General features: G+C 42.8%; 24 protein-coding genes and 5 tRNA genes. 10 read left to right on the top strand and 19 right to left on the bottom strand.

Going from position 1 to position 24722, the window contains the following annotated elements; all coding sequences use genetic code 11:
• Position 1: 1 nt before the first annotated feature.
• The gene (locus tag NEJAP_RS08580) at positions 2-1057 is read right to left on the bottom strand and encodes an efflux RND transporter periplasmic adaptor subunit (RefSeq protein WP_201350213.1); all 1056 of its coding nucleotides are present in this window, start codon (positions 1055-1057) and stop codon (positions 2-4) included.
• Between the two features lie 254 nt (positions 1058-1311).
• Between NEJAP_RS08580 and NEJAP_RS08575 the strand changes: the two genes are divergently transcribed.
• On the top strand, positions 1312-1962 hold the full coding sequence (locus tag NEJAP_RS08575; protein WP_201350212.1) for an HPP family protein: 651 nt from the start codon (positions 1312-1314) through the stop codon (positions 1960-1962).
• 16 nt (positions 1963-1978) lie between these two features.
• Here NEJAP_RS08575 and NEJAP_RS08570 read toward each other — a convergent pair whose 3' ends face one another.
• From NEJAP_RS08570 to NEJAP_RS08560, 3 genes are all read right to left on the bottom strand, one after another.
• Complete coding sequence (locus NEJAP_RS08570; protein WP_201350211.1) at positions 1979-2512, bottom strand: YaeQ family protein; 534 nt, start codon at positions 2510-2512, stop codon at positions 1979-1981.
• 6 nt (positions 2513-2518) lie between these two features.
• Positions 2519-2776 carry a TIGR02647 family protein gene (locus tag NEJAP_RS08565; RefSeq protein ID WP_201350210.1) on the bottom strand — a complete coding sequence of 86 codons (258 nt, stop codon included), beginning with the start codon at positions 2774-2776 and terminating at the stop codon, positions 2519-2521.
• Between the two features lie 178 nt (positions 2777-2954).
• Positions 2955-3848: a neutral zinc metallopeptidase gene (locus NEJAP_RS08560; RefSeq protein WP_201350209.1), complete on the bottom strand. Its 894-nt coding sequence runs from the start codon at positions 3846-3848 to the stop codon at positions 2955-2957.
• 181 nt (positions 3849-4029) lie between these two features.
• Here NEJAP_RS08560 and NEJAP_RS19365 point away from each other — a divergent pair, with 181 nt between their 5' ends.
• From NEJAP_RS19365 to NEJAP_RS19535, 3 genes are all read left to right on the top strand, one after another.
• Entirely contained in the window at positions 4030-4671 is a 642-nt protein-coding gene (locus NEJAP_RS19365) for a nucleoid-associated protein (protein WP_236591114.1), read from the top strand.
• Positions 4619-5101, top strand: coding sequence for a nucleoid-associated protein (locus tag NEJAP_RS19360; protein ID WP_236591113.1), 483 nt, complete (start codon positions 4619-4621; stop codon positions 5099-5101). The genes NEJAP_RS19365 and NEJAP_RS19360 overlap by 53 nt, the downstream gene beginning before the upstream one ends.
• A gap of 220 nt (positions 5102-5321) precedes the next feature.
• Entirely contained in the window at positions 5322-5498 is a 177-nt protein-coding gene (locus NEJAP_RS19535) for an EAL domain-containing protein (protein ID WP_201350530.1), read from the top strand.
• Positions 5499-5742: 244 nt separating this feature from the next.
• Here NEJAP_RS19535 and clpX read toward each other — a convergent pair whose 3' ends face one another.
• The 8 genes from clpX to cueR form a co-directional block, all read right to left on the bottom strand.
• On the bottom strand, positions 5743-7029 hold the full coding sequence (gene clpX, locus NEJAP_RS08545; protein ID WP_201350208.1) for an ATP-dependent Clp protease ATP-binding subunit ClpX: 1287 nt from the start codon (positions 7027-7029) through the stop codon (positions 5743-5745).
• A gap of 106 nt (positions 7030-7135) precedes the next feature.
• Complete coding sequence (gene clpP, locus NEJAP_RS08540) at positions 7136-7768, bottom strand: ATP-dependent Clp endopeptidase proteolytic subunit ClpP (RefSeq protein ID WP_028470914.1); 633 nt, start codon at positions 7766-7768, stop codon at positions 7136-7138.
• 117 nt (positions 7769-7885) lie between these two features.
• Complete coding sequence (gene tig / locus NEJAP_RS08535; protein WP_201350207.1) at positions 7886-9190, bottom strand: trigger factor; 1305 nt, start codon at positions 9188-9190, stop codon at positions 7886-7888.
• A gap of 252 nt (positions 9191-9442) precedes the next feature.
• A tRNA-His gene (locus tag NEJAP_RS08530) sits at positions 9443-9518 on the bottom strand.
• 34 nt (positions 9519-9552) lie between these two features.
• Positions 9553-9637: transfer RNA gene (locus NEJAP_RS08525), tRNA-Leu, on the bottom strand.
• A 121-nt stretch (positions 9638-9758) separates the two neighbouring features.
• Positions 9759-9843: transfer RNA gene (locus NEJAP_RS08520), tRNA-Leu, on the bottom strand.
• 16 nt (positions 9844-9859) lie between these two features.
• Positions 9860-9935 (bottom strand) — tRNA-His (locus NEJAP_RS08515).
• Between the two features lie 301 nt (positions 9936-10236).
• Complete coding sequence (gene cueR, locus NEJAP_RS08510; protein ID WP_201350206.1) at positions 10237-10626, bottom strand: Cu(I)-responsive transcriptional regulator; 390 nt, start codon at positions 10624-10626, stop codon at positions 10237-10239.
• Between the two features lie 142 nt (positions 10627-10768).
• On the opposite strand from cueR, the gene NEJAP_RS08505 reads away from it, so the two are divergent.
• Entirely contained in the window at positions 10769-12997 is a 2229-nt protein-coding gene (locus tag NEJAP_RS08505; protein ID WP_201350205.1) for a heavy metal translocating P-type ATPase, read from the top strand.
• Positions 12998-13104: 107 nt separating this feature from the next.
• On the opposite strand, the gene NEJAP_RS08500 is transcribed toward NEJAP_RS08505, so the two are convergent.
• Positions 13105-13181: transfer RNA gene (locus NEJAP_RS08500), tRNA-Arg, on the bottom strand.
• 242 nt (positions 13182-13423) lie between these two features.
• Here NEJAP_RS08500 and folD point away from each other — a divergent pair.
• Complete coding sequence (folD, locus tag NEJAP_RS08495) at positions 13424-14275, top strand: bifunctional methylenetetrahydrofolate dehydrogenase/methenyltetrahydrofolate cyclohydrolase FolD (protein ID WP_201350204.1); 852 nt, start codon at positions 13424-13426, stop codon at positions 14273-14275.
• A 92-nt stretch (positions 14276-14367) separates the two neighbouring features.
• Here folD and cysS read toward each other — a convergent pair whose 3' ends face one another.
• On the bottom strand, positions 14368-15774 hold the full coding sequence (gene cysS / locus NEJAP_RS08490; protein ID WP_201350203.1) for a cysteine--tRNA ligase: 1407 nt from the start codon (positions 15772-15774) through the stop codon (positions 14368-14370).
• 130 nt (positions 15775-15904) lie between these two features.
• Positions 15905-16798, bottom strand: coding sequence for a hypothetical protein (locus tag NEJAP_RS08485; RefSeq protein WP_201350202.1), 894 nt, complete (start codon positions 16796-16798; stop codon positions 15905-15907).
• Positions 16799-16912: 114 nt separating this feature from the next.
• Between NEJAP_RS08485 and NEJAP_RS08480 the strand changes: the two genes are divergently transcribed.
• From NEJAP_RS08480 to NEJAP_RS08470, 3 genes are read left to right on the top strand one after another with little or no spacing between them, the layout of a single operon-like run.
• Entirely contained in the window at positions 16913-18421 is a 1509-nt protein-coding gene (locus NEJAP_RS08480) for a glycosyltransferase family 39 protein (RefSeq protein WP_201350201.1), read from the top strand.
• A complete protein-coding gene (locus tag NEJAP_RS08475; protein ID WP_201350200.1) occupies positions 18414-19100 on the top strand; it encodes a phosphatase PAP2 family protein in 687 nt (228 codons plus the stop codon). The genes NEJAP_RS08480 and NEJAP_RS08475 overlap by 8 nt, the downstream gene beginning before the upstream one ends.
• A 59-nt stretch (positions 19101-19159) precedes the next feature.
• Positions 19160-19963: a class I SAM-dependent methyltransferase gene (locus tag NEJAP_RS08470; RefSeq protein WP_201350199.1), complete on the top strand. Its 804-nt coding sequence runs from the start codon at positions 19160-19162 to the stop codon at positions 19961-19963.
• Between the two features lie 33 nt (positions 19964-19996).
• On the opposite strand, the gene NEJAP_RS08465 is transcribed toward NEJAP_RS08470, so the two are convergent.
• Positions 19997-20326: a hypothetical protein gene (locus NEJAP_RS08465; RefSeq protein WP_201350198.1), complete on the bottom strand. Its 330-nt coding sequence runs from the start codon at positions 20324-20326 to the stop codon at positions 19997-19999.
• Between the two features lie 112 nt (positions 20327-20438).
• A complete protein-coding gene (locus NEJAP_RS08460; protein ID WP_201350197.1) occupies positions 20439-20930 on the bottom strand; it encodes a hypothetical protein in 492 nt (163 codons plus the stop codon).
• Between the two features lie 211 nt (positions 20931-21141).
• Between NEJAP_RS08460 and NEJAP_RS08455 the strand changes: the two genes are divergently transcribed.
• Positions 21142-22887 carry a DEAD/DEAH box helicase gene (locus NEJAP_RS08455; protein ID WP_201350196.1) on the top strand — a complete coding sequence of 582 codons (1746 nt, stop codon included), beginning with the start codon at positions 21142-21144 and terminating at the stop codon, positions 22885-22887.
• Positions 22888-22947: 60 nt separating this feature from the next.
• On the opposite strand, the gene thrH is transcribed toward NEJAP_RS08455, so the two are convergent.
• Together thrH and cysB are read right to left on the bottom strand one after the other, a co-directional pair.
• On the bottom strand, positions 22948-23565 hold the full coding sequence (thrH, locus tag NEJAP_RS08450) for a bifunctional phosphoserine phosphatase/homoserine phosphotransferase ThrH (protein WP_201350195.1): 618 nt from the start codon (positions 23563-23565) through the stop codon (positions 22948-22950).
• Positions 23566-23705: 140 nt separating this feature from the next.
• Positions 23706-24680, bottom strand: coding sequence for an HTH-type transcriptional regulator CysB (gene cysB, locus NEJAP_RS08445; RefSeq protein ID WP_201350194.1), 975 nt, complete (start codon positions 24678-24680; stop codon positions 23706-23708).
• Positions 24681-24722: the final 42 nt, after the last annotated feature.

The raw sequence follows: 24722 nt of genomic DNA, 5'->3' as shown, positions 1-24722 counted from the left end.
TTTATCTCTTCTCTTCAATCGAGGCAGTCACTGTTAAGATGCCCGCGGCTATGGGATCTATTGCAATCGCTTCGCCTACCATGAGTCCGGAAAGCACTTCAACTTGATTAGCAAAATGACTTCCTACTCGTACCTGACGTAGCTGAGGTAATACATCACCTCTCGAAGTAGCAAGCACATACACACCCGCAACCTCAGAACGATAGACAACACTGGATTCAGGCACGAGTAGTCGTGCTTTTTCACCCGTTTGCACCGCAACTTTAACTAATTTCCCTGGATATAGACCGTTTTCTGATACGGGTAATTCAAGCCTCATTCGTACAGTCCCTGTAGCGGCATCAGCAACAGGAAAGAACGAAACTTTTAAAGGGGCAATCATCACCCCACTGTCTAACAACACATTAACTAATGGCTTTTCTCTAATAATTGCAGCAATCGATTGGGGTAAATCGGCGTAAACACGCAAGTGATGTGGATCAAAACCGCTTAACAGTGGCATACCAGGCTGCACAGCTTCGCCCACTTCAACATGCCGCCCACTGACGACACCACCATAAGCAGCTTTTATTTCGGTGTATGAAACTTGCTGACGCGCACGGTTAAGAGCTGCCTGAGCACTAGTGAAACGTGCTTTAGCACTGTTATAACTAGCAACCGCACTATCATAGTTCGCCTTAGATAATAGTTTTTTTGCATAAAGTGCTTTGACACGCTCATATTGCTGGCTTTGCGCTTTACGCTGCGCATCGGCTTCACTTAAGCTTGCCTTTGCTTGGTTAAGGGTTTCTTTTTGGTCAATACCTACTAGCGTTAAGATAACACTACCTGCCGGTACATGATCACCAACATCAACCATAACTTGGTCAACCACACCACTCGTTTGAGCAGATACCGTGGCTTGCGATATAGCCTCAACGCTTCCGTCCAAGAGACGTTGCAATGGCATGATTGTTTTCACAACCTTTACCGAACTTAGCTCTTGTGCTTTTATAGCTTCAGGGGCTGAGGCAATGAAAGAAACCAGCAAAATGAAAGACGCCACTGAACGAAACATATAACACCCCATGAGTAAATTATTCTTATTTTAGCACATACTAATATAATACCAACTCCCTATTTTTACTCAATATCTAGCCTCTTCCGCCGGTCACTATTCTGCAACTGTTCAGGTTCAAGTAAGTATTCTCTTACTTTTGGCAATCAAAATGGAATGTTTGCTCAAGATTATTGACTAACTAGCTATACGGTCAGAATAAAGTAAAATCAATATTCGCCGATAAAGTACATATCGTAGTTCGGAGAAATTAAATGGCGTTGTTAATTTATGACAACGGGAACCTTGTAAAGAACCCGTCAGCAGCTCAGTTCCCACAGCGCGGCGTTGCAGCCACCTCAAGAATCACTGCGTCCAAAAATTCTTTACAGAACAATGCTGTTAGTAACCCACAAATTACGACACAAGCAACATCTGCAAGCTCTCCACTGACCAGCGGAACACGCTCCACCCTTGTATCATCACGCCTTTATGAAGAAACGGGGCGCAAATCAGATACTCTGCAAGACCGCAGACGGTTGATAGCGCTTCACATAATGAATGCACCCGTAGTTACTGTGGGGCAGTTCGACACGATTAAATTTGCTTGGGATTTGATGCAAAAAGAGAATATTAATCATCTCATCATAACCAATGCCCATGGGCACCCGTTAGGCGCTATTACAGGTGAACATCTACTTCGTTCCGGATCTGACTCCAGTGGCTTTGTTGGCAATTTACTGAGCAGCGCGTTAATTGCCGTAAGCCCAGAAACATTAGTGCGCGAAATAGCACTGATCTTCATGGAGCAAAAAGTGAGTTGCGTACCGGTAGTTGATCCAGAACATAAAGTTGTTGGTATTGTTTGTCGCAGCGACTTACTTAGCTTACTAGTAAGCGGTCCAAATCTAGAGCAGCGAGTATAACAAAAATACAGCGGCCTTATAAAAGCCGCGTAAATCCTAATGCTAACTGTTGCTCGTCTTTATTAAGATAAATCTCATTATCTGTAATCGTCATAGTGATCGACACTGTGCGCTCCAACAGATCAGGCAATTTTAAAGACTGTTCTGCATTAAACTGCCAAACCGCCACCCGAGGAAGACCTTTAAACGCTTCTTGAGCGCGATTCCACCAAATATCAACCTCTCGCCCAAAAGCATACAAAGAAACCTTTGGAGAACGACTAACAGCCTTGCGAATACGTTCAGGGGTTGCTTGCCCCACTTCAATCCAATGATTTACCTGCCCATCTAAAGAACACTCCCATACATCAGGTTCGTCAGTAGCAGACAGCCCACGGCTAAACTGAAGGTCATCATGAAAATTCACACCAAAAGCCATCAATCGAATCATCATTCGTTCTTGAGTTTCAGAGGGATGCAGTGCAAGTGTAAGCTTGCAGCTGGTGTAGATATCACGATTCATATCAACCAGCTGCAACTCAACCTTATAGATGGTTGGTTTATGTGCCATAAATTATTAAGACGTAGTGTCCAGCTGAACCGGTGTTGTTAAAATCAACATAAGGTTTTGTGAATGCTCAGCAGCATCATGACCTAAATCTGTTAGGTAACCGCCATCTTCCTGAGAAATTAGATCTTTATCAAATAAACGTTTGGCAGCGGCGACCATTTGAGGCCCTGCGCTGTGGTGCACTTTAATACCTTCTTGTGTTGTACCCAAATTAAAGTGATTTAATAAATTCAGTTCATCAACCAATTCAGCGTTGTACGGCATTGTTTATTTCCTTACATCATTTTCTATGCCAGCAGCATAGAGCTTATAAGCCTTCCCGTACAGCCCCACAGCAAAAAGATAATATCCTTAAAGGAATTATGTGATTGAAATCATGCCCCTTTTAATCAATTAAGCAAGCACCCTACTGCCTAGAGAAAGAAATAAATCCCATCAAAAACTAACCAAAAGTGTTACAACTTTGAACATCCCCACGCTTAAAACCTTCATTAAACCACTTTACACGCTGGGATGATGTACCATGCGTGAAAGAGTCCGGTACAACATACCCTTGAGTTCGTTTTTGGATAGCATCATCACCAATTTTACTCGCCGCATTCATAGCCTCATCGATATCACCGGGCTCAACGATATTCCTGACACGATTTGCATGATGCGCCCAAATACCTGCCAAACAATCGGCTTGTAATTCAAGTTTTACAGATAGCGCATTGGCTTGCGCTTTTGGCATACCTCTCTGCATTTGATGCACTTTTTGTAAAATCCCAAATTGCTGCTGCACATGATGACCCACCTCATGTGCAATTACATAAGCCTGAGCGAAATCCCCAGGCGCACTAAACGCATGTTTTAACTCTTCATAAAAACTAAGATCGATATATACCTTCTGATCACCTGGGCAATAAAACGGCCCCATGGCCGACTGAGCCATCCCACAAGCAGATTTAACAGAACCACGGAACAACACTAAACGTGGCTTCTGGTACTGCTCACCCATTTGCTGAAATAACGGACTCCACGTGTCTTCAGTGTCCGCTAATACGACAGAAACAAAATCAGCCATTTCATCAGTCGGTGCTGAGGTTTGATAATTACGCTCAGCCGTTTGGCTTTGAGACTGTGATGGAGCGCCACCACCGCCTAATAACATATTGAGAATAGTACTGGGATCCCCCCCCATCAGCATAATAACAACGGCAACAACGAGTAAGCCTATACCGCCCTTTTTACCTCCACCTCCAATGCGAAAGCCTCCGTTAGAGCGCCCGGAGCTCATCTGCTCAGTTCGCCGATCTTCTACATTTGAACTACGGCGACCACTTTTCCAGCGCATTGACCTTCTCCAAAAAATTCATTTCAAATAAGCATGATGCAAAAAATGCATGTACTACACCTTAATTAAGGTCCATCCAGCATACTACTCCAGCGCGATACCTGACTAGATGTAAGATAACCCTGACAATAGCGCTTCTTTCACATAAAATTCAATTTTGATTATAGATCTGGAAATATTTGTGGAATTAAAGCACCTAGTAATTAGAGAATTACATAAAGAAGAAGATCAGGCTACTGTCATTAGTGAGCGTGGCGGTAGCGTTAACACTCAACACCCTGTTGTACCTGATATGGTGCTCTCTTTGAATAATGCCTTGGCTCGACGCTCAACACTTACCCATGGCTCTTTTAATAAAGAAAACCCAAATAGCTACCCGTTCATTCAAGCATTTGATAACTATCTTTCACAAGAGCAATCATCATCTGATTTTCTAAAACTTTCAGATCTTGGAATCACTCAACTTGCTGCGGCAATGGATTCACCATCGTCACATTCAGCTGTCGGCGGGTATATTATTTTTGCCCATTACCAGCAAGAGCGTTATGAGTTTTTATTAGTCGCATTGGTGCGTAATCGCTCAGCGATCTCCTTAAACGACCAATTAAGCCCTACCGAGGTTAATGAAGTCGATCTGGACAAGCTACATCAAGCTGCTAAATTTAATATAACATCATATAAAAAAGGTAAAGATAGTTACTTGAGTTTTATGGGCACAAAAGAAAAAGGCGATATTACTCATTATTTTTCTAATGCTTTTGGTTGCACAGATGTTACCCCATCTAAAAAAATCTACCGGAGATCTCATTCGCGCTACACGTGATTTCTGTACTCAAAATGGCATGTATGATGAAAGAGAACAGGTAGTCGAAGATGTAGTCAGCTATTTAAGCCGTCAAAGAGCTGAAAAGAACACTGCCAACCTGCCTGAAATCGAACAGATCTTTGATCAACATATTCCTACAGAAAAAACTGAAGAGATCACTGGTAAATTTGGCCGCTTCGCAAATAGCGAGCGATACCAAGTCAGCCAAGAATTTCAACCACATACACATACATTGAATGCTCATACTAAATTGAAAGCTAAAGCAGATAATTGGCAAGTCGATTTCGCTAAACGCTCACTTGGAGTAGCAGGCTCTGGAAGTGATATTGAATTTGATGAAGAAAAACAAATTTTAGTGTTACGTCGCATGCCAAGCCGCGTTGTTGAGCAGATTAAACGCACCCTAGAAGGCGATGAGGAGGACTAGCATATACTTCTCTACTACTAAGATAGAAACCACTCCCAGCTAAGTAAACAGCCACAGCGGAGTGGCCGACACACTCAAAGACATCAACCATAATCATCTCTGATTCAAAATAACATCAGCTTTCGTAACCAGCAGCATCTTAAATCGGGTAATCCTACCCAAATTTGTTATATTGAATTAGCTGTAATTTTTCAATCATTAGTCAGCAGGCTTTCCCGCCATCCATTTTTCTAGACCTAAAACAACTGGGGCTTTACTTGCCATTGATGATATTGGAACCAACTATTCACCCTTCGCTTCGTTAAAACACCTAGATGTAGTTTTCCTTAAAATTGATAAGCACTGCATTGATAGCGTGCTAACAGGCAGGAGAGCATGTCTCCCATTGGCTCAATAATAAAGATGAGTTTCACTCTTGTGATTTTTGATTACCGAGGAAGGCACACAGAGCAGCCCCACATACTTACAACTTGGCTGCGATAGCGATCAAGACTATCTATTTGGTCAATCGGTTATTCCGCAGGTATGTTAACTTTATTGAGAAAGACGTCGTGAATCAAAAAAGCCACTCAACCTGAGGAGAGTGGCTTTATTATCAACGACACAATCAAATAAGACTCGTCACTGCTAAACCAACAATGCTACTTGTTATCTGCTGCAGCTGGTTGCTCTGGAGATTCATAAATCAAGATTGGCTCAGAAGTACCATCAATAACACCGTCATCAATAACGACCTTACTAACGTTTTCCATTGAAGGTAGTTGATACATAATATCAAGCAAAGTTCCTTCAAGAATCGAACGCAAGCCACGCGCACCAGTTTTACGTTCTAACGCGTGCTTAGCTATCGCATGAAGTGCCTCTTTACGGAAATCCACTTCAGCGCCTTCCATCTCAAATAGCTTCGTATATTGGCGCACCAAGCTATTTTTCGGTTCAGTTAGAATCTGCATCAACGCTTCTTCATCCAACTCCCCAAGTGTAGCGATCATTGGTAAACGGCCAACAAACTCAGGAATCAAACCAAACTTAACCAGGTCTTCCGCTTCTATATCCAACAATGTGTCAGTAATCGACTTGGTATCATCTTTACTTTTTACACTTGCATTGAAGCCGATAGAGCTTTTTTCAGAACGATCACGAATAATCTGCTCTAGACCAGCAAATGCACCACCGCAAATAAACAAGATATTAGATGTATCAACCTGCAAAAACTCTTGCTGAGGATGCTTACGCCCACCTTGTGGAGGTACTGAAGCAACAGTTCCTTCGATCAGCTTAAGCAATGCTTGCTGCACACCTTCACCCGAAACATCGCGGGTAATTGATGGATTATCAGATTTACGTGAGATCTTATCAATCTCATCAATGTAAACGATACCTAATTGCGCTCGCTCAATATCGTAGTCACATTTTTGCAACAATTTTTGAATAATGTTCTCTACATCTTCACCAACATAACCCGCCTCAGTCAGCGTAGTTGCATCAGCAATAGTAAAAGGCACATTCAGTAAGCGCGCTAATGTTTGGGCCAACAGTGTTTTACCACTACCGGTTGGACCAATAAGTAAAATATTACTTTTACTTAATTCAATATCTTTATTCGCCGCACTACTTTGAAAACGCAAACGCTTGTAATGATTGTAGACAGCAACAGCCAATACTTTTTTAGCTCGATCTTGACCTATTACATAAGAATCAAGCTTTGCTTTAATTTCAGCGGGAATAGGTAAGCTCTCTTGTGCTTCCTGCTCATCAATGTCCTGAATCTCTTCACGAATAATATCGTTACACAGATCAACACATTCGTCACAGATAAAAACAGACGGCCCGGCAATTAGTTTTTTTACTTCATCCTGATTTTTGCCACAGAATGAACAAAAAAGCTTGCCCTGCTCGTTGTCTTTATCGTCGATATTATCGCTCATTAAACTTACCTCAAACTCGTTCCAGCAAAGCGGTATTCAAATTAAAGTGACTAACGAGGAATTTTTAACTCATAGCCACATTAATATACTACTTGTTAACCACGCTTTATTGCCCTTGACGCCTATCCAATACTGAATCAATCAAACCATACTCAGCTGCAGCAACAGGATCCATAAAGTTATCTCGATCAGTATCACGACTGATCGTCTCTATATCTTGCCCAGTATGCTCTGCCAAAATACGGTTTAATTTTTCACGAATACTAAGAATTTCTTTGGTATGAATCTCAATATCAGTTGCCTGCCCCTGAAAACCACCTAACGGCTGGTGAATCATAACACGAGCATTAGGAAGAGCATGGCGTTTGCCAGCAGCACCAGCGGATAGTAAGAATGCACCCATGCTAGCAGCTTGGCCTGTACACATAGTACTCACATCTGGTTTGATAAACTGCATCGTATCGTAAATTGCCAAGCCCGCTGTAACAGAGCCTCCAGGCGAATTAATATACAAGTGGATGTCTTTATCTGGATTTTCAGCTTCTAAAAACAACATCTGAGCAACAATCAAGTTAGCCATATGGTCTTCAACTTGACCAACAAGAAAGATAACTCGCTCTTTTAGAAGACGTGAATAGATATCATACGCACGCTCACCGCGAGCGGACTGCTCTACTACCATCGGTACCAGACCAGAATTCTCAATGATCTTGGCATTATCCTGATGGAATACTGACATGCAACTTTCTCCTTAAACCTAATAAACAAAAAACGACAGAGGATTTGCATCAACTGTCGTTTTCCATTCAGTCAATGCATCATTCAACGACGCAAGACAATACGACCCTTCAGCATTTTATTGCTGTGCAGGCTTAATTGCTTCTTCATAAGCAACTACTGCATCAGTAACTTTGGCAGATTCGAGCAAGTGTTCAATCACAAGATCTTCCAATACCAAACTTTTAACTTGATTCAGCATATCATCATTGCTGTAGTACCAATCAATAACTTCTTTCGGCTCTTGATACGTGCTTGCCATCTCTTCGATAGTAGAACGTACACGGTCGTCATCAGCTTTGATTTCGTTAGCTTTAATAACTTCTTGAACTAACAAACCTACAGTAACACGACGTTTAGCCTGATCTTCAAACATTTCTTTAGGAAGCATGTTCGGATCAATCTCTGCACCGCCACCAAAGCGCTGTACAGCTTGCTTACGCAAGTTATCAATCTCACTATCAACCAATGAAGAAGGCACTTCAATACCGTTGATATCGACCAGCTGAGTGAAAACCTGATCTTTTAATTTCATTTTAAGAGCATTAGCCATTTCACGTTCCATGTTAGAACGCACTTCAACTTTAAATGACTCTAAATCTGCAGCTTCAATACCGAACTTCGTGAAGAACTCTTCATTTAGCTCTGGCAATTCTGATGAAGAAACAGTCTGCACTTTAACGTTAAATACAGCGTCTTTACCTTTTAGGTCTTCAGCATGATAGTCTGCTGGGAACGTTGCTTTAACTTCGACATCATCGCCAGCTTTAGCGCCAACAAGAGCATCTTCAAAACCAGGGATCATTGAGTTCGAACCCAACACCAGATCCATACCTTCTGCCGTACCACCTTCAAACGCTTCGCCATCAACGAAACCTTCAAAGTCGATTTTTAGACGATCAGCATCTACAGCAGCTGTCTCAACTTCAGACCAATTTGCTTGCTGCTTGCGCAGCGTGTCAATCATCTGCTCAAGATCTTCATCTTTCACTTCTGAGCTTTGCTTTTCAATTTCAACCGATGTGAAATCAGCAAGTGTGATTTCTGGGTAAACTTCAAACGTTGCAACGTACTGAAAGTCTTCACCATCTTTGTCGTTCTTAAATTCGATCTGTGGCCCGCCAGCAGGTAAAACATTCTCCTGCTGAACTGCTTCATAGAAGCTCTGCTGGATCACTTCACCAATAACATCCTGACGAATACCAGCACCGAAACGCTGCTTAGCAACTTTCATAGGAACTTTGCCAGGGCGGAAACCGTCCAAACGCTGTGTACGAGCAGCTTGCTGAACTCGCTTATTTACATCACCTTCAATGCGCTCTGCAGGAACAGTGATTGTCATCTGACGCTCTAGAACGGAAGTCGTTTCAACAGAAACTTGCATGGAATTCCTCACCAAAAAATACTATGTACCGGTTTGTCGACCTACATGAATTAATTCATCAGATTATTTATCTGCTTAATCCACATTGTCGTTTAATTAGACTCGATTATACGTCGATGTCAAAAATTCTAAAGCGCGAAATTTTCCGGCACTTGAAGATATTAGTCAAGCAATTACGGAAAAACAGGAGCTTAAATCTATTTTAGCATTAAGAATGCTCAGAATAAGTAAATATAGTGTAAATATAAGAAATGGGGTGAACGATGGGGCTTGAACCCACGACCGCCGGAATCACAATCCGGAGCTCTACCGACTGAGCTACGCTCACCATAATGAAAAACACCATTTATCAGGACGATAAATGGTGCGGATGGAGAGACTCGAACTCTCACGCCTTTCGGCACTGGTACCTAAAACCAGCGTGTATACCAATTTCACCACATCCGCATATAACGTCTAACAATGCATTAACAACGAGGGCTGACCTGACATTGTTAAATCTATAATTCGCAGCCAAATAATCAAACTGCGCTTACTTTAATAAAGCACCATTTATCATGATAACAAATGGTGCGGATGGAGAGACTCGAACTCTCACGCCTTTCGGCACTGGTACCTAAAACCAGCGTGTATACCAATTTCACCACATCCGCATTTGATAATTTAGCATGGGGTGGACGATGGGGCTTGAACCCACGACCGCCGGAATCACAATCCGGAGCTCTACCAACTGAGCTACGCCCACCATAACTAAATATCACTTTCTTCACTAAAAGCATTGAAAGTACACTTGAATGAAACAGTCTAAACTTACTGTTTTCAGTGCTTAGGTAAGCCCCTCACTCAAGATGGGGCGTATTCTAGGGAGACACTCCCATGCTGTCAACAAGTTTATTCAGCTATTTGTAAGAAATTTTGTAACTATTTCAATAGACTAGGTTTAGTTGCCAAAATAGCTGAAATTATAAGCAATTGTTAACGCTTATTATTAAATACTGACCATAAACCCAACGCCAACACTAACACACCAGAAAACAGCGAACCCCTCAACCCTGACTTAGCTTATCTAATATTGGACAAGCCGCCTGCTCATCACCTAGGCACTTATCTACAACGCTTTCGAGCACACCCTTGATTTTTTGCATCTGTTCAATTTGATTATTTACTTTTATAAGATGCTGCTCCGCCTTTTGCTTAACAGCCGCACTGCTTCTTCCCGGGTCTTGTGAAATCAATAATAATTCATGACTATCACTTAACGAAAAACCAAGCCCTCGCGCCCTTTTAACAAAGAGCAAGCTATCTAACTGCTCCAGATCATATAAACGATAGCCATTAGCACTGCGTTTAGCGGGAGGTATAATCCCCTCCTTCTCATAGTACCTAATGGTTTTGCTACTTAAGCCTGTATACTTAGCAGCTTCTGCAATATTCATTTCATCACCTAATGCACCAGCCCTTAATATCCACTTTTTATTTGACCTTACCGTTACTGTAACCTTTACACTGATATAAATATTAACGCATTTAGCGAACACACTCGATCAACTGAAGACCTGCAGGAATAACTAATAAGCCATGAATACTACTCTAATTCTTGAAAACGTCTCATGCGCAGGCTGCGTTAAGAAAATAGAAACCTGCGTTTCCAACATTCCCAATATAGACAATGCTGAAGTCAACTTCCCGCAACGCAAGCTATACATTCAAGGCTCTGCCAGCGCTGAAGCGATTATCCAAGAGCTAAAGAACATTGGCTATCAAGCACGACCTTCACAAAGCGACGCCGATGATAGGCGCAAACAAAAAGAGGCGGACTCAGCTCAGTATCGGCTACGTCTAATTCATGCAGGCACAGCCCTTGCTCTTGGCATACCCATGATGATTGCAGGTTTTTTCATGGATGATATGAGCATTCAGACAAGCAGTGACCAGATACTATGGGGAGCAATAGGGCTTATCACTTTAGCCATCATGTATTTCTCTGGACGCCATTTCTTCACAGGAGCTCTTACTGCACTACGCAACGGCGGCTCTACTATGGACACTTTGATTTCAATCGGAACAGGTAGCGCTTGGCTCTTCTCCATGCTTGTTGTGCTCGCCCCTCACCTACTACCCATCACAGCAAGGCATATTTATTTTGAAGCGGCCGTCATGATTATTGGTTTAGTTAACCTAGGCTTAGCGATGGAGTTAAAAGCACGCACGCAGACATCAAGCGCCGTAGAACGCTTATTAGACCTGCAACCTAAAACAGCGCGCGTCATTAGAAACGACAAAGAATTAGACTTACCTCTGGAGCTTGTACTGGTTGGAGACAAAATCCGCATCCGACCAGGCGAGCAAATCCCAGTAGACGCCCGCGTAATTGAAGGTCAGAGCTACATTGATGAATCAATGCTGACCGGCGAATCCATAGCAACCAACAAAACACCCGGAGACGGCGTATCAGGAGGAACACTCAACAAGTCGGGCAGCTTATTGGTAGTAGCTGAAAAAGTAGGCGCGGACACTGCGATTCATCACATTATTGAAATGATTAAACAAGCACAAAATAGCAAACCTGCTATCGCCCGACTAGCCGACAAAATCTCAGCCGTATTTGTTCCTGCCGTTCTGGTTATAAGCCTGTTAACTGCTCTGCTTTGGTACTTTTTTGGGCCTGAACCAAAAATTGCTTATATGCTGATAACAGCCACAACCGTATTGATCATCGCGTGCCCATGCGCGTTAGGCCTTGCCACCCCCATGTCGGTAATGGTTGGTGTAGGTAAAGCTGCCGAGTATGGCGTTCTTATTCGTAACGCCCAAGCACTACAAGCCGCCTCAAGTATCGACACGCTGATTCTCGATAAAACGGGAACCATCACTGAAGGTAAGCCCAAGCTAAACAGCATCATTGCTATAAACACTTCCGAGAACCAACTCCTCACACTTGCTGCATCCCTTGAGCAGTGGTCTGAACACCCACTAGGAGAAGCTATCACTAAAGCCGCCAAAGATAAGCAGCTAACGCTTATGAAAGTAGAACAATTCAACACTATCACGGGACGCGGAGTAACAGGCCTCATTAATAAGCAAGCCCTACTCTTAGGCAATCACGCCTTCATGCAAGAAAACAAAATAAATACCCAAGCTGTTAGCGACCTAATTGACGATCTAACAAGCTCTGCGCATACACCTATCTACCTTGCTGCTGATGGAGAGCTTCAAGGACTACTCGCAGTAGCTGACTCGATAAGAGAAGATTCAACAGCGGCGATTAAACGCTTAAGTAATGCCGGAATAAAAGTCATCATGCTGACCGGCGACAACAGCAAAACAGCCGAAGCTGTAGCCAAGCAGGTTGGCATTATTGAATTTATTGCTGAAGTCATGCCTGCAGATAAAGCTGACAAAGTAAAAGCCCTACAAGCACAAGGCAGAATTGTCGCCATGGCGGGCGATGGCATTAATGACGCCCCAGCGTTAGCCCAAGCAGACGTAGGCTTCGCTATTGGCAACGGTACCGACATAGCGATAGAGAGTGCTGACATGGTACTCATACGCAACTCTATACACAGTGTTGCAGATGCTATTGAACTATCAAAAGCCACACTAAAAAACATTCGACAGAATCTTTTTGGTGCATTCATTTACAACAGCTTAGGAATACCGATCGCCGCGGGCATTCTATTTCCTTTTACCGGCTTACTACTGAGCCCAATTATTGCCGGTGCAGCAATGGCGTTTTCATCCGCGACAGTAGTTAGCAATGCCAACCGCTTAAGGTTATTTAAACCTTCACATGGAAGCAAAGCTTGAACGGCTGATAAACATTTATAAAATCACAAGCAAACATCTGAGATTTTTGCTAAAGCAACGGCTCAAAGAAAACAGAGGGAGAATTTTAAGAGGAGTTAGATAGTAACTGGTGCGCCCAGTAGGACTCGAACCTACAACCTACGCCTTAGAAGGGCGTTGCTCTATCCAGTTGAGCTATGGGCACTACAGGAATCAGGGATACCTGAACCTTTATGAGACCCTGCTGCTGAACCGAGATTCAAAGGCCTCATAAAGGAGCGCGTATCCTAAAGGAGCACTCGCATGTCGTCAATATTTATTTTAATGAGAGTACATAATTGACCTTCTTACGCCTAATAACCTATCGCCTACTTGGCCACAGAGGCTGAACATGAGAAAATCCGCGCAGTTTTGATACAATGCCAGCATCAGGAATCATCTAAAACAATGACCGCACAGATTATTGACGGAAAACAGATTGCTGCCGACGTTCGTCGACAGGTAGCAGAAAATATTCAGAACCGACTAAAAGAAGATAAGCGAGCTCCTTGTTTGGCCGTTGTTATTGTGGGTAACGACCCCGCTTCTCATGTCTATGTGCGCAATAAAAAAAATGCATGCATTGAAGTAGGCATACAATCTCTATCATACGACCTGCCTTCAGACACATCACAGCAACACTTGCTTTCTCTTGTTGATGAGCTTAACGCGAATCCTGATGTTGACGGTATACTAGTACAGCTACCACTACCTATCGAATTAAACAGTAACGAGATTCTTGAACGCATCCAGCCAGAAAAAGATGTTGATGGCTTCCATCCATTTAACCTTGGCCGTTTAGCCCAACGCTTACCAGCGCTGCGCCCCTGCACTCCAAAAGGTGTAATGAAGCTACTTGAGTCAACCAATATTGATTTGCATGGCCAAGAAGTTGTCGTTGTTGGCGCATCCAACATTGTCGGCCGCCCCATGTCACTTGAATTATTACTGGCAGGCTGCACGGTTACAACAACCCACCGCTTTACCCGCGACTTGGCGTTTCACGTTCAGCGCGCCGACATCGTCGTTGTGGGCGTTGGTAAACCCGGCATCGTCAAAGGCGAATGGATTAAAAAAGGCGCTATCGTCATTGATGTAGGTATCAATCGCCTCAGCGATGGACGCTTAGTAGGTGATGTGGACTATGATATAGCCGCGCAGAGCGCTGGCTGGATCACACCAGTTCCAGGCGGCGTTGGCCCAATGACAGTTGCCTGCCTTATGGAAAACACCTTAGAAGCCGCATCAAGAATTAGCTAAAGTAGTTTAAGCTTCTTACAGACAATAAAAAGCGAGCTATATGCTCGCTTTTTATTAACCTGGTTTTCACTCTACAAAATTCGAATGCTTAACTAGCCCTCACGAAACCAAGTAGTACCTTCTCGACTGTCTTTAAGGATAACCCCTTGCGATGCTAACTCATCACGAATTCGGTCAGATTCAGCATAGTTTTTATTTGCTTTAGCCGTTACTCGCTGCTGAATTAACACCTCGATACCCTCAGCACTCAACTCCCCTTCTTTATCATCGCCTTTCAGGAAAGCGTCTGGGCTCTGCTGCAATATACCTAGCACACCGCCTAACTCAGCTATCTTATGAGCGACTGCTGCTGCGCTTGCGTTAGACGCTTTCTTATACTTGTTAAGCTCATTAACCATTTCAAACAAAATTGAAATAGCTTTGGGCGTATTAAAGTCATCATCCATTGCATCAATAAAGCGCTGCTCAAAATCATTTATACCGGCGCTTATTGCATCTTCTGAAGAAAACTCACACGCAGCAACTCCATTTAGTGCCTGATAAAAGCGCTCAAGCATAACACGCGCTTCTTTAAGACTGTCTTCACTGTAGTCAATATAGCTACGGTAGTGAACTCGCGCTAAGAAGAAGCGCACCACTTCTGGATTGTACTTTTCTAATACATCTCTAATGGTAAAAAAATTACCCAATGACTTAGACATTTTCTCACTGTTTACACGCACAGGACCTGCATGCATCCAATAATTGGCATACGTACAGCCATTAGCTGCTTCAGATTGCGCAATTTCATTTTCATGATGTGGAAATGGCAAATCAGGGCCTCCACCATGAATATCAAAGGTGTCACCTAGGCAGCATTTTGACATTGCAGAACATTCAATATGCCAACCCGGGCGACCAGCGCCCCACGGAGACTCCCAACTAACCTCTCCCGGCTTTACCGCTTTCCATAAAACAAAATCGAGTGGGCTTTCCTTTGCCTCATCTATCTCAACACGAGAGCCTGAACGCAACTCTTCAACATTCTGATTTGTCAGCTTGCCATATTCAGCAAACTTCTCGACTCTATAATAAACATCACCATTTGATGCAGGATAGGCAAAATCTTTCTCAACCAGCGTGCTTATCAGCGCAATAATTTCATCAATATGCGCTGTCGCTTTAGGCTCTTGACTTGGCCTTAGAACTGATAACGCATCTTCATCTTCATGCATTGCATCTATCATGCGCTCAGTTAACTGCTCAACGCTTTCACTATTTTCTGAAGCCCTTTTAATAATTTTATCGTCAACATCGGTGATATTACGAATATAGTTTACATCCCAGCCACGTGAACGCAGGTAGCGAGTAATGACATCAAAACACACCATGACCCTTGCATGCCCGATATGACAATAATCGTATACCGTGATACCACAAACATACATATTAATACGGCCTTCTACCAACGGCATAAAAGGAGCTTTTTGCTTGGTGAGTGTGTTATAAATCTGAAGCATGATCTACCGATATATTCCTAGAAAAATGAATAATAAACTGCTCAACTGGCCCGAACAGAGCGCTATTATAATGGAAATTGAAAACCTATGTGACAAATGACAAACTCTTTCAAAACAACACGAGTGTATTTTAATTAGATAAACGCAACCGTCCAATTTGCTGAGCACCTAACGGGCTCTTTTCTGATGTCAGCAATAACTGATCAGCACTCTCCCAGATCACCGACTCCCACTGCCCATAAGGCAAGATTGTATGATAAACAGCGCTTTCCCACACCGGTAAGCCTGCCTCAATATCAATAATCCAAATAAACGATTGCCCAAACACACTCGCTTTTTGATAGCCCAACAACACCAACTGGTTACTCTTTTCATTATAATCAGCCGCTGTCACTAGCCCTGAAACCGGCAGCGTCATCAAAGGCTTTATCTTTTGTTGTGATTTATTCTTACTCAACGCATAAAGCCTAGTCTGCAAATCTCCTCTATTTTTTGTAAACAACCACAGATCATTATCGACAACAGTCAAGGCTTCACAATCAAAATTATGCTGCTTTCCTTCTTCTGAAGCGCCTCTATCAGCATAACTAAAGCTGATTTTTTTAGACGCCACTTTATCTTTATTCTTTGCCTCAACGAGTTTTTTCCAATCCACTTTATAAAGATCTAGTTTTTTTCGCTTTCCCTTATTATTGCCGCAGTCTGCAATAAATAAACTTTCATCATCTTGAGCTAATGATTCCCAGTCTTTGTTCTTAGCATCCTCAATTTTTATCCGCTTAACAAAGCCATAGCTTTTTTTATCAAATGCATAAACAGAATCTTTCCCACCGCTGTCATTAATTGTCCAAAGGTAACGACCGAACTCTGCCAGGCCTGACGTTTCAGATACTTTATCGGGCAAATACTTAAGGCTTTCGACCGTCAAAGTTTGTCCCAGCTGATCTCTAGAAACAGCTGAAGCAGAACAACCAACAAGAAACCCTGCCACACATGAAAGCAACACTATTTTTTTTAGACGCATCGAATAACCATCACAGACAATAAATTTCCATATAAATTAATGAGGCTAAGAAAGCCGTAATATTCAATGATATAATACACGGATTTTTTACATTACAGAGTATCGATTGCCAGCATGGCCACCTTAAACAAAACAACTTCACTTTCGTCAAGCAACGGCATCTTCTCTTGGCAAGGCGCCACTCTATTTATAGTAGCACTGACATTATATAGAATCCTCTCTATCACACAGGGTCACGTCTCACTTTTTTATGATGAGGCATATTATTATCATTGGTCTTTAAACCCTGACTGGGGCTATTACTCAAAGCCGCCAATGGTTGCCTGGATCATTGCATTCACTACCACCTTGTTTGGCGATAATGATTTTGCCGTAAAGCTAGGCGCACCACTCCTATATAGCTTGACCGCCGGTGTCATTTACCAAATAGCCAAACGCCTCTGGAACCCCAAAGCAGCAGCGTGCTCAGCCCTAGTCTTTTGCTCTGCACCCCTTGTCGGCTTTAATAGCCTATTCATCACGACAGACGCGCCTTTATTATTTTTCTGGGCATTATCTACATGGCTTTTCATTATTGCTACTGAAACTAACTCTTGGAAAGATTGGGTTTTACTCGGCTTTTCTGTTGGTTGCGGCATGATGAGCAAGTACACCATGGCTCTACTACCCCTTGGTTTGTTCATCTATATGGGCTTTGCTGAAAAACACCGCTCTCAACTTGCCACCCTAAAACCTTGGACTGCCGCCATTATTGCTGGGTTAATTTTTTCGCTGAATATCTACTGGAACTACCAGCATGACTTTGTAACGCTCAGCCACACTTCTGAAATTTCACAACTGGACAAAAAGCTTTTTAACCCAGACAAGCTAGCAGAGTTTTTACTTAGCCAAATACTGGTTCTTGGCCCTATATGGAGCTACTTCTTAATACGCCAGTGGTTGCGTCGTGAAGCACGCTCAGCTATTAGCCAATCAGGTGTACTGCTTGCTATTTTTCTGCCACTGATCATTGTCATATGCACACAAGCCTTGTTATCACGCGCTTTTATTAACTGGGCAGCCCCGTGCTTGATAGCCGCATCACTTTGGGTTGGTTTTTACCTGAGCTCTCAGACACCAAAAAAAATTCTGTTAGGCCTTGTTATCCAATTATCTATGATTAGCCTTTTCTACCACTGGCCAATCATTCTTGAGAGTGCTGGAATAGAAAGGACCCGCAAAGTAGATCCATTTCAGCGCACCCAAAGCTGGCCAGAACTTGCCAAACAACTACAACCCGCCTTGGAAGCCAACCCTGAAGCACTCATCACAAGTCCTTCAAGGAAGCTGCTCGCCTACATGAGCTTTTATGCAGAACCAGGAAAGTTACGTGTTGCTCGCTGGAACCCAAACAAGGAAAGCATTCGCGATTACTACGATTTGTTTTTTAATCTTAGAGAATATAAAAACACGGCGGATAAAAAATTCATTCTCATCAGCGAAACGCCCGCGGGTGATAAGTTTCTTGCTCAATTCGAGCAATGCAACTCACCGCAACACTATACTGAAACAGTTTTTAGCGACCTGACTCGTCACATTTACCTGTATGAATGCACTGAATTCAAAGGCTATATAAATGAGTAACATTAAGCAGTTTTTACTACGCACCGATATTAAAATTTTCATATTGTGCACACTGTTTTTCACCATTTTTTCTAGTATAGATTTACGTGTTGCGTCTTTCTTTTATACGCCTGATGAAGGCTTTTACTTGAGAGATATCTGGTTTAACCAGTTCATACACTCCACTTTTGCCCGCATCCATCTGCTATGGCTTGTCGCCTTTATAGCCGGGCTCATTTATTGCTGGAAAAAAGGGCTAAAAGCCAAACAAAAGATTTTCTTCTTTCTCATTGTCACTATGGTTGTAGGCCCAGGAATTTTAGTCAACGTGCTCATCAAAGATAACTCCATCGGGCGAGCACGCCCGGTTCATATTGAGCAGTTTGGAGGCAAAGCAAGCTTCACCCCAGCCTTTGCTTATTCAGGACAGTGCAAAAAGAACTGCTCGTTTGTCAGCGGACATGCGGCTATTGGTTTTTATGCTATTGTTTTAGGCTGGGTGTTTAGAAAAAGAGCGTGGTTTTGGGCTGGATTCTCATTAGGCGCAATCATTGGTCTAAGCCGCATAATGGAAGGCGGTCACTTCTTAAGCGACATTGTTTTTGCTTTTTGGAGTGTTTACTTCAGCACCCTATTGATCGCACGGTTTTTTAATTACCCCTCTCCTGCTATGTCATTCTTTTGCAAAGAGGATAAATAGCACAAGGACAAGTTTTCCGTTAACATCAAGATACATAGATACCCTAATGGAAGATCTGCATGCCAAGCGTTGATAACCACTACAGCCAAAGCCTTCAAGCCGACGATATCCTCAACCGGCTCGCTACAGCTTACCCCGAAGGCCCCAACACTTATCAGCTCGCGCCGATTGATCAGCTACATATAGGCGGAATTAAGGCATCGAAGAAATTAAGTCAACGCGTTGCGGATCTAAACGCCTCCACGGTACTTGATGTTGGCAGCGGTTTAGGTGGCTTACTGCGTGTATGTCAGCAACAACACAACGCACTTTATGTCAGTTTGGATATAACCCATGAACTAAGCAAGATAAACCATCAACTAAACCTGTTAAGCAAGAAGAACAGTATGGTTATCACCGGTAATGGTCAGAAACTCCCATTTCCCGACCACTCGTTTGACGTCATAATAATGCAGCACAGCTTATTGAACATGCCAGACAAAATCAGCACGCTTAAAGAATGTAAACGCGTATTATCGCCAAACGGGCATCTGATTCTCCACGAGGTACTCAAAGGGGATAATTATCAAGAAATGCAATACCCCGTCCCCTGGGCTCGACACCCTGAACTATCTCACCTTATAAGCGAAGAAGAAATAACCGCATTAATCAATACGACTCACATGCAGATACAGTCAATGGAAGACTGGACAGAAGAAGCACTCACATGGAGAGCGCGGCAAACAAGCAAACAAGAAACACCACAAGCTCCTGTGGTATCTCCCAATATGATTTTAGGTTCAGAGTTTGCGATCATGGGGAAAAACGTACAGCGTAATTTACAATGCAACGCTATACGAATAGTAGAATTGGTTATCTGTTAAAGCATTTTATGCAGCAGTCAAATAAAATTACATCTAGCCATTTACATGCTCAGTAATATCAAAATAAATCTGTTGCTGACCTCGCTTCACCTGGCCACTATTATTCATTATACGAACATCTAAAAGCATTGATTCATAGCATCTGCCGTTAGCGTCTTCTCTTTCATCAGAAAGCACACCCCAACTCAAATCTTTATGCTGCCCCAATGCCCATAACACAGCTTTTTGTACCGTACGCTTATCATGAACACCATCTCGATGGATAATAATGGCAGAATCAATCGAACGCCCATTTCCTCCCGATATAGCTGCATTAAAACCGGAGTGCTCTAAAACAAGCCCCTTCAACTCAGAAACCATCATGCTCCCTCAACAATTATTCCATTTGATTGAGCATAGCAACAGTTTAAGAAATAACAAAAAGTATCGTAAAAAACACCCCAGCTAATTACAGATATCAGATGGGGCGCTACAATTACTCTGCTTTCAATGCCTTCTTAGCGTCATCTAGTACAGACGTTGCTTCTTCTTCAGTAGCTTTTTCAGTGCTTTTTTCAGCAGAATCACTTACCGCATCAGAAACAGTCTCTTTAGCCGATGCTACAGCACTGCTGGCGACCTCTTTTGTTGACTCCATTGCTGAATTTGCAGCATCTGAAACAACAGTTTTTGCAGCTTCAACTGTATTACCAGCTGCATCAGTAGCCGCTTTAACTGCATCAGCAGACGCTTCTTTTGCACCTTCAACAGCCTTTACTGCCGCTTCTTTAGTACTTTCTACAGCCTTGCTAGCGTTCTCTTTAACAACATCCATTGCTGACTTAGAAGCCTCTGAAGCATCTTTAACTACTTCTGCAGCAGTCGTTTTAGTTTCTTCAGCTACTTTTTTAGCATCATCGCTATCACAGCCTGTTAGAGCTACTGCAGAAGCTAACATTGTTGCCATCAATACATTATTGAATTTCATTTTCTATCCCTTAATTTTTACAGATACTCACAAACATCACATAATTCAGCTTCGTAGAGTAAACCATTAAACCTTAACAAGAACTGGATTATGCCGCATCGCACAAAATATGTCGCATATTAAAAACAGATAATGCCAGACATCTCAGCACCTACTCATATAAAAAGAATTGAGTTTTTACTCTAAAGAAAATTAATCGTATGCTTTGCACATGAAGCCTTTTACTCTTAGAGATTACCAACAAGACGCTGTCGACCTAACCATTCAGCACTTTCGCAACAGCAGCAGCCCCGCCGTTATCGTTTTACCAACCGGGGCGGGGAAAAGCCTAGTCATTGCAGCCCTTGCCCAAAAAGCACGCGGAAAAGTTCTTGTGCTCGCTCATGTTAAAGAACTGGTAGAACAGAACCATCAGAAATTTTGTGCGATAGGTATTGATGCGGGCATCTACTCCGCAGGACTCAAACAGAAAGATACGACGCAACAAGTCACATTTGCCAGCATCCAATCCATATCACGCAATTTAGAAGCACTAGATACGCCCTATACATTACTAATCATCGATGAGTGCCACCGCCTCAGCGAAGACCCAGATAGCCAGTATCTAAAAACTATTACACACTTAACAACACTCAACCCCAGCCTAAAGGTACTCGGCCTCACAGCTACACCTTTCAGAATGGGCCTAGGCTGGATTTACCAATATCATCATCGCGGTTATACGCGCAGCGATACACCACGCCCTTTTAAAGAGTGCATCTTTGAACTCCCTTTACGGCATATGATTTCTAATGGCTACCTCACGCCACCTAATATTGTTGATGCAGCCATTACACAATATGACTTCTCAGCCATCACTCCCACTCATTCAGGCAACCTACCCGAGAAACCAGTCAATGATTTACTAACTCGCTGCAAACGCGTCACTCAAGCCATTATTCAGCAAGTTGAGCAATACGCGAAAAACAGACAAGGCGTGATGATTTTTGCCGCAACGGTTATGCACGCACAAGAGATCGTGTCTTACTTACCCCCACAATTAACGGCATTAATAACCGGCGATACCCCAAACATTACCAGAGATGACTATATTCAGAAATTTAAACGACAGGAACTTAAGTACATGGTTAATATTTCTGTCTTAACCACCGGCTTTGATGCCCCGCATGTCGATATGATTGCCATATTGCGTCCAACCCAGTCTGTCAGCTTATACCAACAAATCATTGGTCGTGGACTACGCCTAGCTCCTAATAAGAAAGACTGTTTAGTTATTGATTACGCTGGTAACAATTTCAATTTACACCACCCTGAAGTCGGCAAACCAAAACCCGACTCAACAGCAGAACCAGTACAAGTATTCTGCCCTCTTTGTGAGTTCGCTAATATTTTCTGGGGAAAAAAAGACAACAACGGGCATATTATTGAGCACTTTGGGCGACGCTGCCAGCAAGCCGAAAAAGATAAAAACGGCAATATCAGACGCTGCGAATACCGGTTTCGTTTTAAAAGCTGCCCTTTTTGTGCAGCTGAAAATGATATTGCAGCAAGACAATGCCACCAATGCAAAGAGGCCATTACTGACCCTGACGAGCAATTAAAGAAAGCCTTACAACTCAAAGATGCTTTTATTTTACGCTGCGCAGGTCTGAGCATTGATATTAACGAAACGAAAGTATCTGTGATTTATCATGATGAACAAGGAGAAACATTAAAAGAGAGTTTTAATTTCAGTTTTTCGACACAAAGAGGCGTTTTCAACAAACTCTATGGGCGACGCTTCCTAAATGGCACTCAGCCAATGACATTTCGCACTGCGACGCAAGTTGTTGAACACAGCACCCAACTAACACCGCCTGATTTTGTAATCGCTAGGAAAAAAGGTAAATTCTGGCGTATTCAAACGAGAATTTTTGATTATGCAGGAAACTTCAGAAAGGCAAACCAGCTTAATTAAACAATAACTTGAAATCACTGAAAACCCGTTAACTGATTTCCAGTGATCAAGGACGAAGCGCTATAATGTCAAGTTTCGTTGACTAGCTTTTAAAAACTGTTTCTTTAAGTCTTCAAAAGTATGCACGGCAGGAAACTGCGGAAATTCATCAATGACATTTTGCGGAGAATGGAACAAAATTCCAGATTCAGCTTGTGTCAGCATGGTAGTGTCATTATAAGAATCACCTGCTGCAATCACACGGTAGTTCAGCAATTGAAACGCCCTAACTGACTGACGCTTCGGATCTTTTTGACGCAAGGTGTAGTCAGTAATGCGACCATTATCATCAACTTCAAGCTTATGACACAGTAATGTAGGATGCCCAAGTTGCTTCATCAATGGCTCTGCAAAGTCATAGAAAGTATCAGACAAAATCACAACCTGAAAACGCTCACGCAACCAATCTATAAACTCACTCGCCCCCTCAAGTGGCGCCAAACGACTAATGGTTGCCTGAATCTGCGGTAGTGTCAGACCATGCTCGTCCAAGATACGCAGGCGCTGCTTCATCAGCACATCATAGTCAGGGACATCGCGTGTCGTTGCCTTTAACTCATCGATTCCGGTCTCTTCAGCAAATGCGATCCAAATTTCCGGGATTAATACACCTTCTAAATCAAGACAAGCTAATTCCACAAGCAACTCCTCCAAGAATAATTTCTAACAATAAAGTGAGCGCAATGTAACTCGTTCAAATACCGCCTGCAATCCAGACTCTAGTCGTTAGTCACGCCTAAAACTTGATCAACACCTGACAAGATACATTGGCTACAGAATTAAAGATCGGGTAATTCTTGATGAGCAAAAATCTCATCAATCTCTGCACGGCTACCACACTCAAGTACTTGCTTAATCACATCCTTTGTAAGATGCGGTGCAAATAAGTTAATAAACTCGTACATATATCCACGCAGAAAGGTCCCTTTGCGAAAGCCAATTTTGGTGGTACTTGGTTCAAACAAGTGGCTCGCATCTAGCACAACTAAATCTTTATCAACTTCTGGCTCATAAGCCATTGTAGCGACAATGCCCACACCTAGATTTAGGCGAACATAAGCTTTGATAACATCAGAGTCTACTGCAGTGAAAACCACTTTTGGGTCCAAACCTTCCTGTGCAAAAGCATCATCAAGCTTGGAACGTCCAGTAAAGCCAAATACGTATGTGACTATCGGGTAGTCAGCGATATCTTTAAGCGTTAACTTAGATACCTGAGTCAAAGGATGATCTTTGGGCACTATCACTGAACGATTCCAGCGATAACACGGCATCATAATTAAATCTGAGAAGTGCGTCATTGCCTCAGTGGCAATTGCAAAATCAACGGTGCCGTCTGCAGCCATTTCTGAAATCTGCATCGGTGTTCCTTGATGCATATGTAAAGAAACATCAGGGTAGGACTTAATAAACTCGGTAATGGTTCGAGGCAAGGCATATCTAGCTTGAGTATGAGTCGTCGCTACTGCCAAGCTACCTTTCTTTTCATCACTAAACTCTTGAGCGACTTGCTTGATCCCTTCTACCTTTTGCAGAATTTGCCCTGCCACTTCAAGAATAGCCTCACCAGCTGGCGTCACGCGTGTTAGATGCTTACCGCTACGTGCAAACACCTCAACACCCAACTCATCCTCCAATAAACGTATTTGCTTACTGATACCAGGTTGTGATGTGTATAGACTCTGAGCAGTCGCTGATACATTTAAATCATGACGCGAGACTTCCCAAATATAACGTAGCTGTTGCAACTTCATAATAGCATTCCGCTCATGTTAATCTTACCCACACTATTTACA

The sequence above is a fragment of the Neptunomonas japonica JAMM 1380 genome (assembly GCF_016592555.1).
GTDB classification, from domain to species: domain Bacteria; phylum Pseudomonadota; class Gammaproteobacteria; order Pseudomonadales; family Balneatricaceae; genus Neptunomonas; species Neptunomonas japonica_A.
Note: the sequence above shows the minus strand (reverse complement) of the source record. Positions and strands in the feature narration are given on the sequence as shown.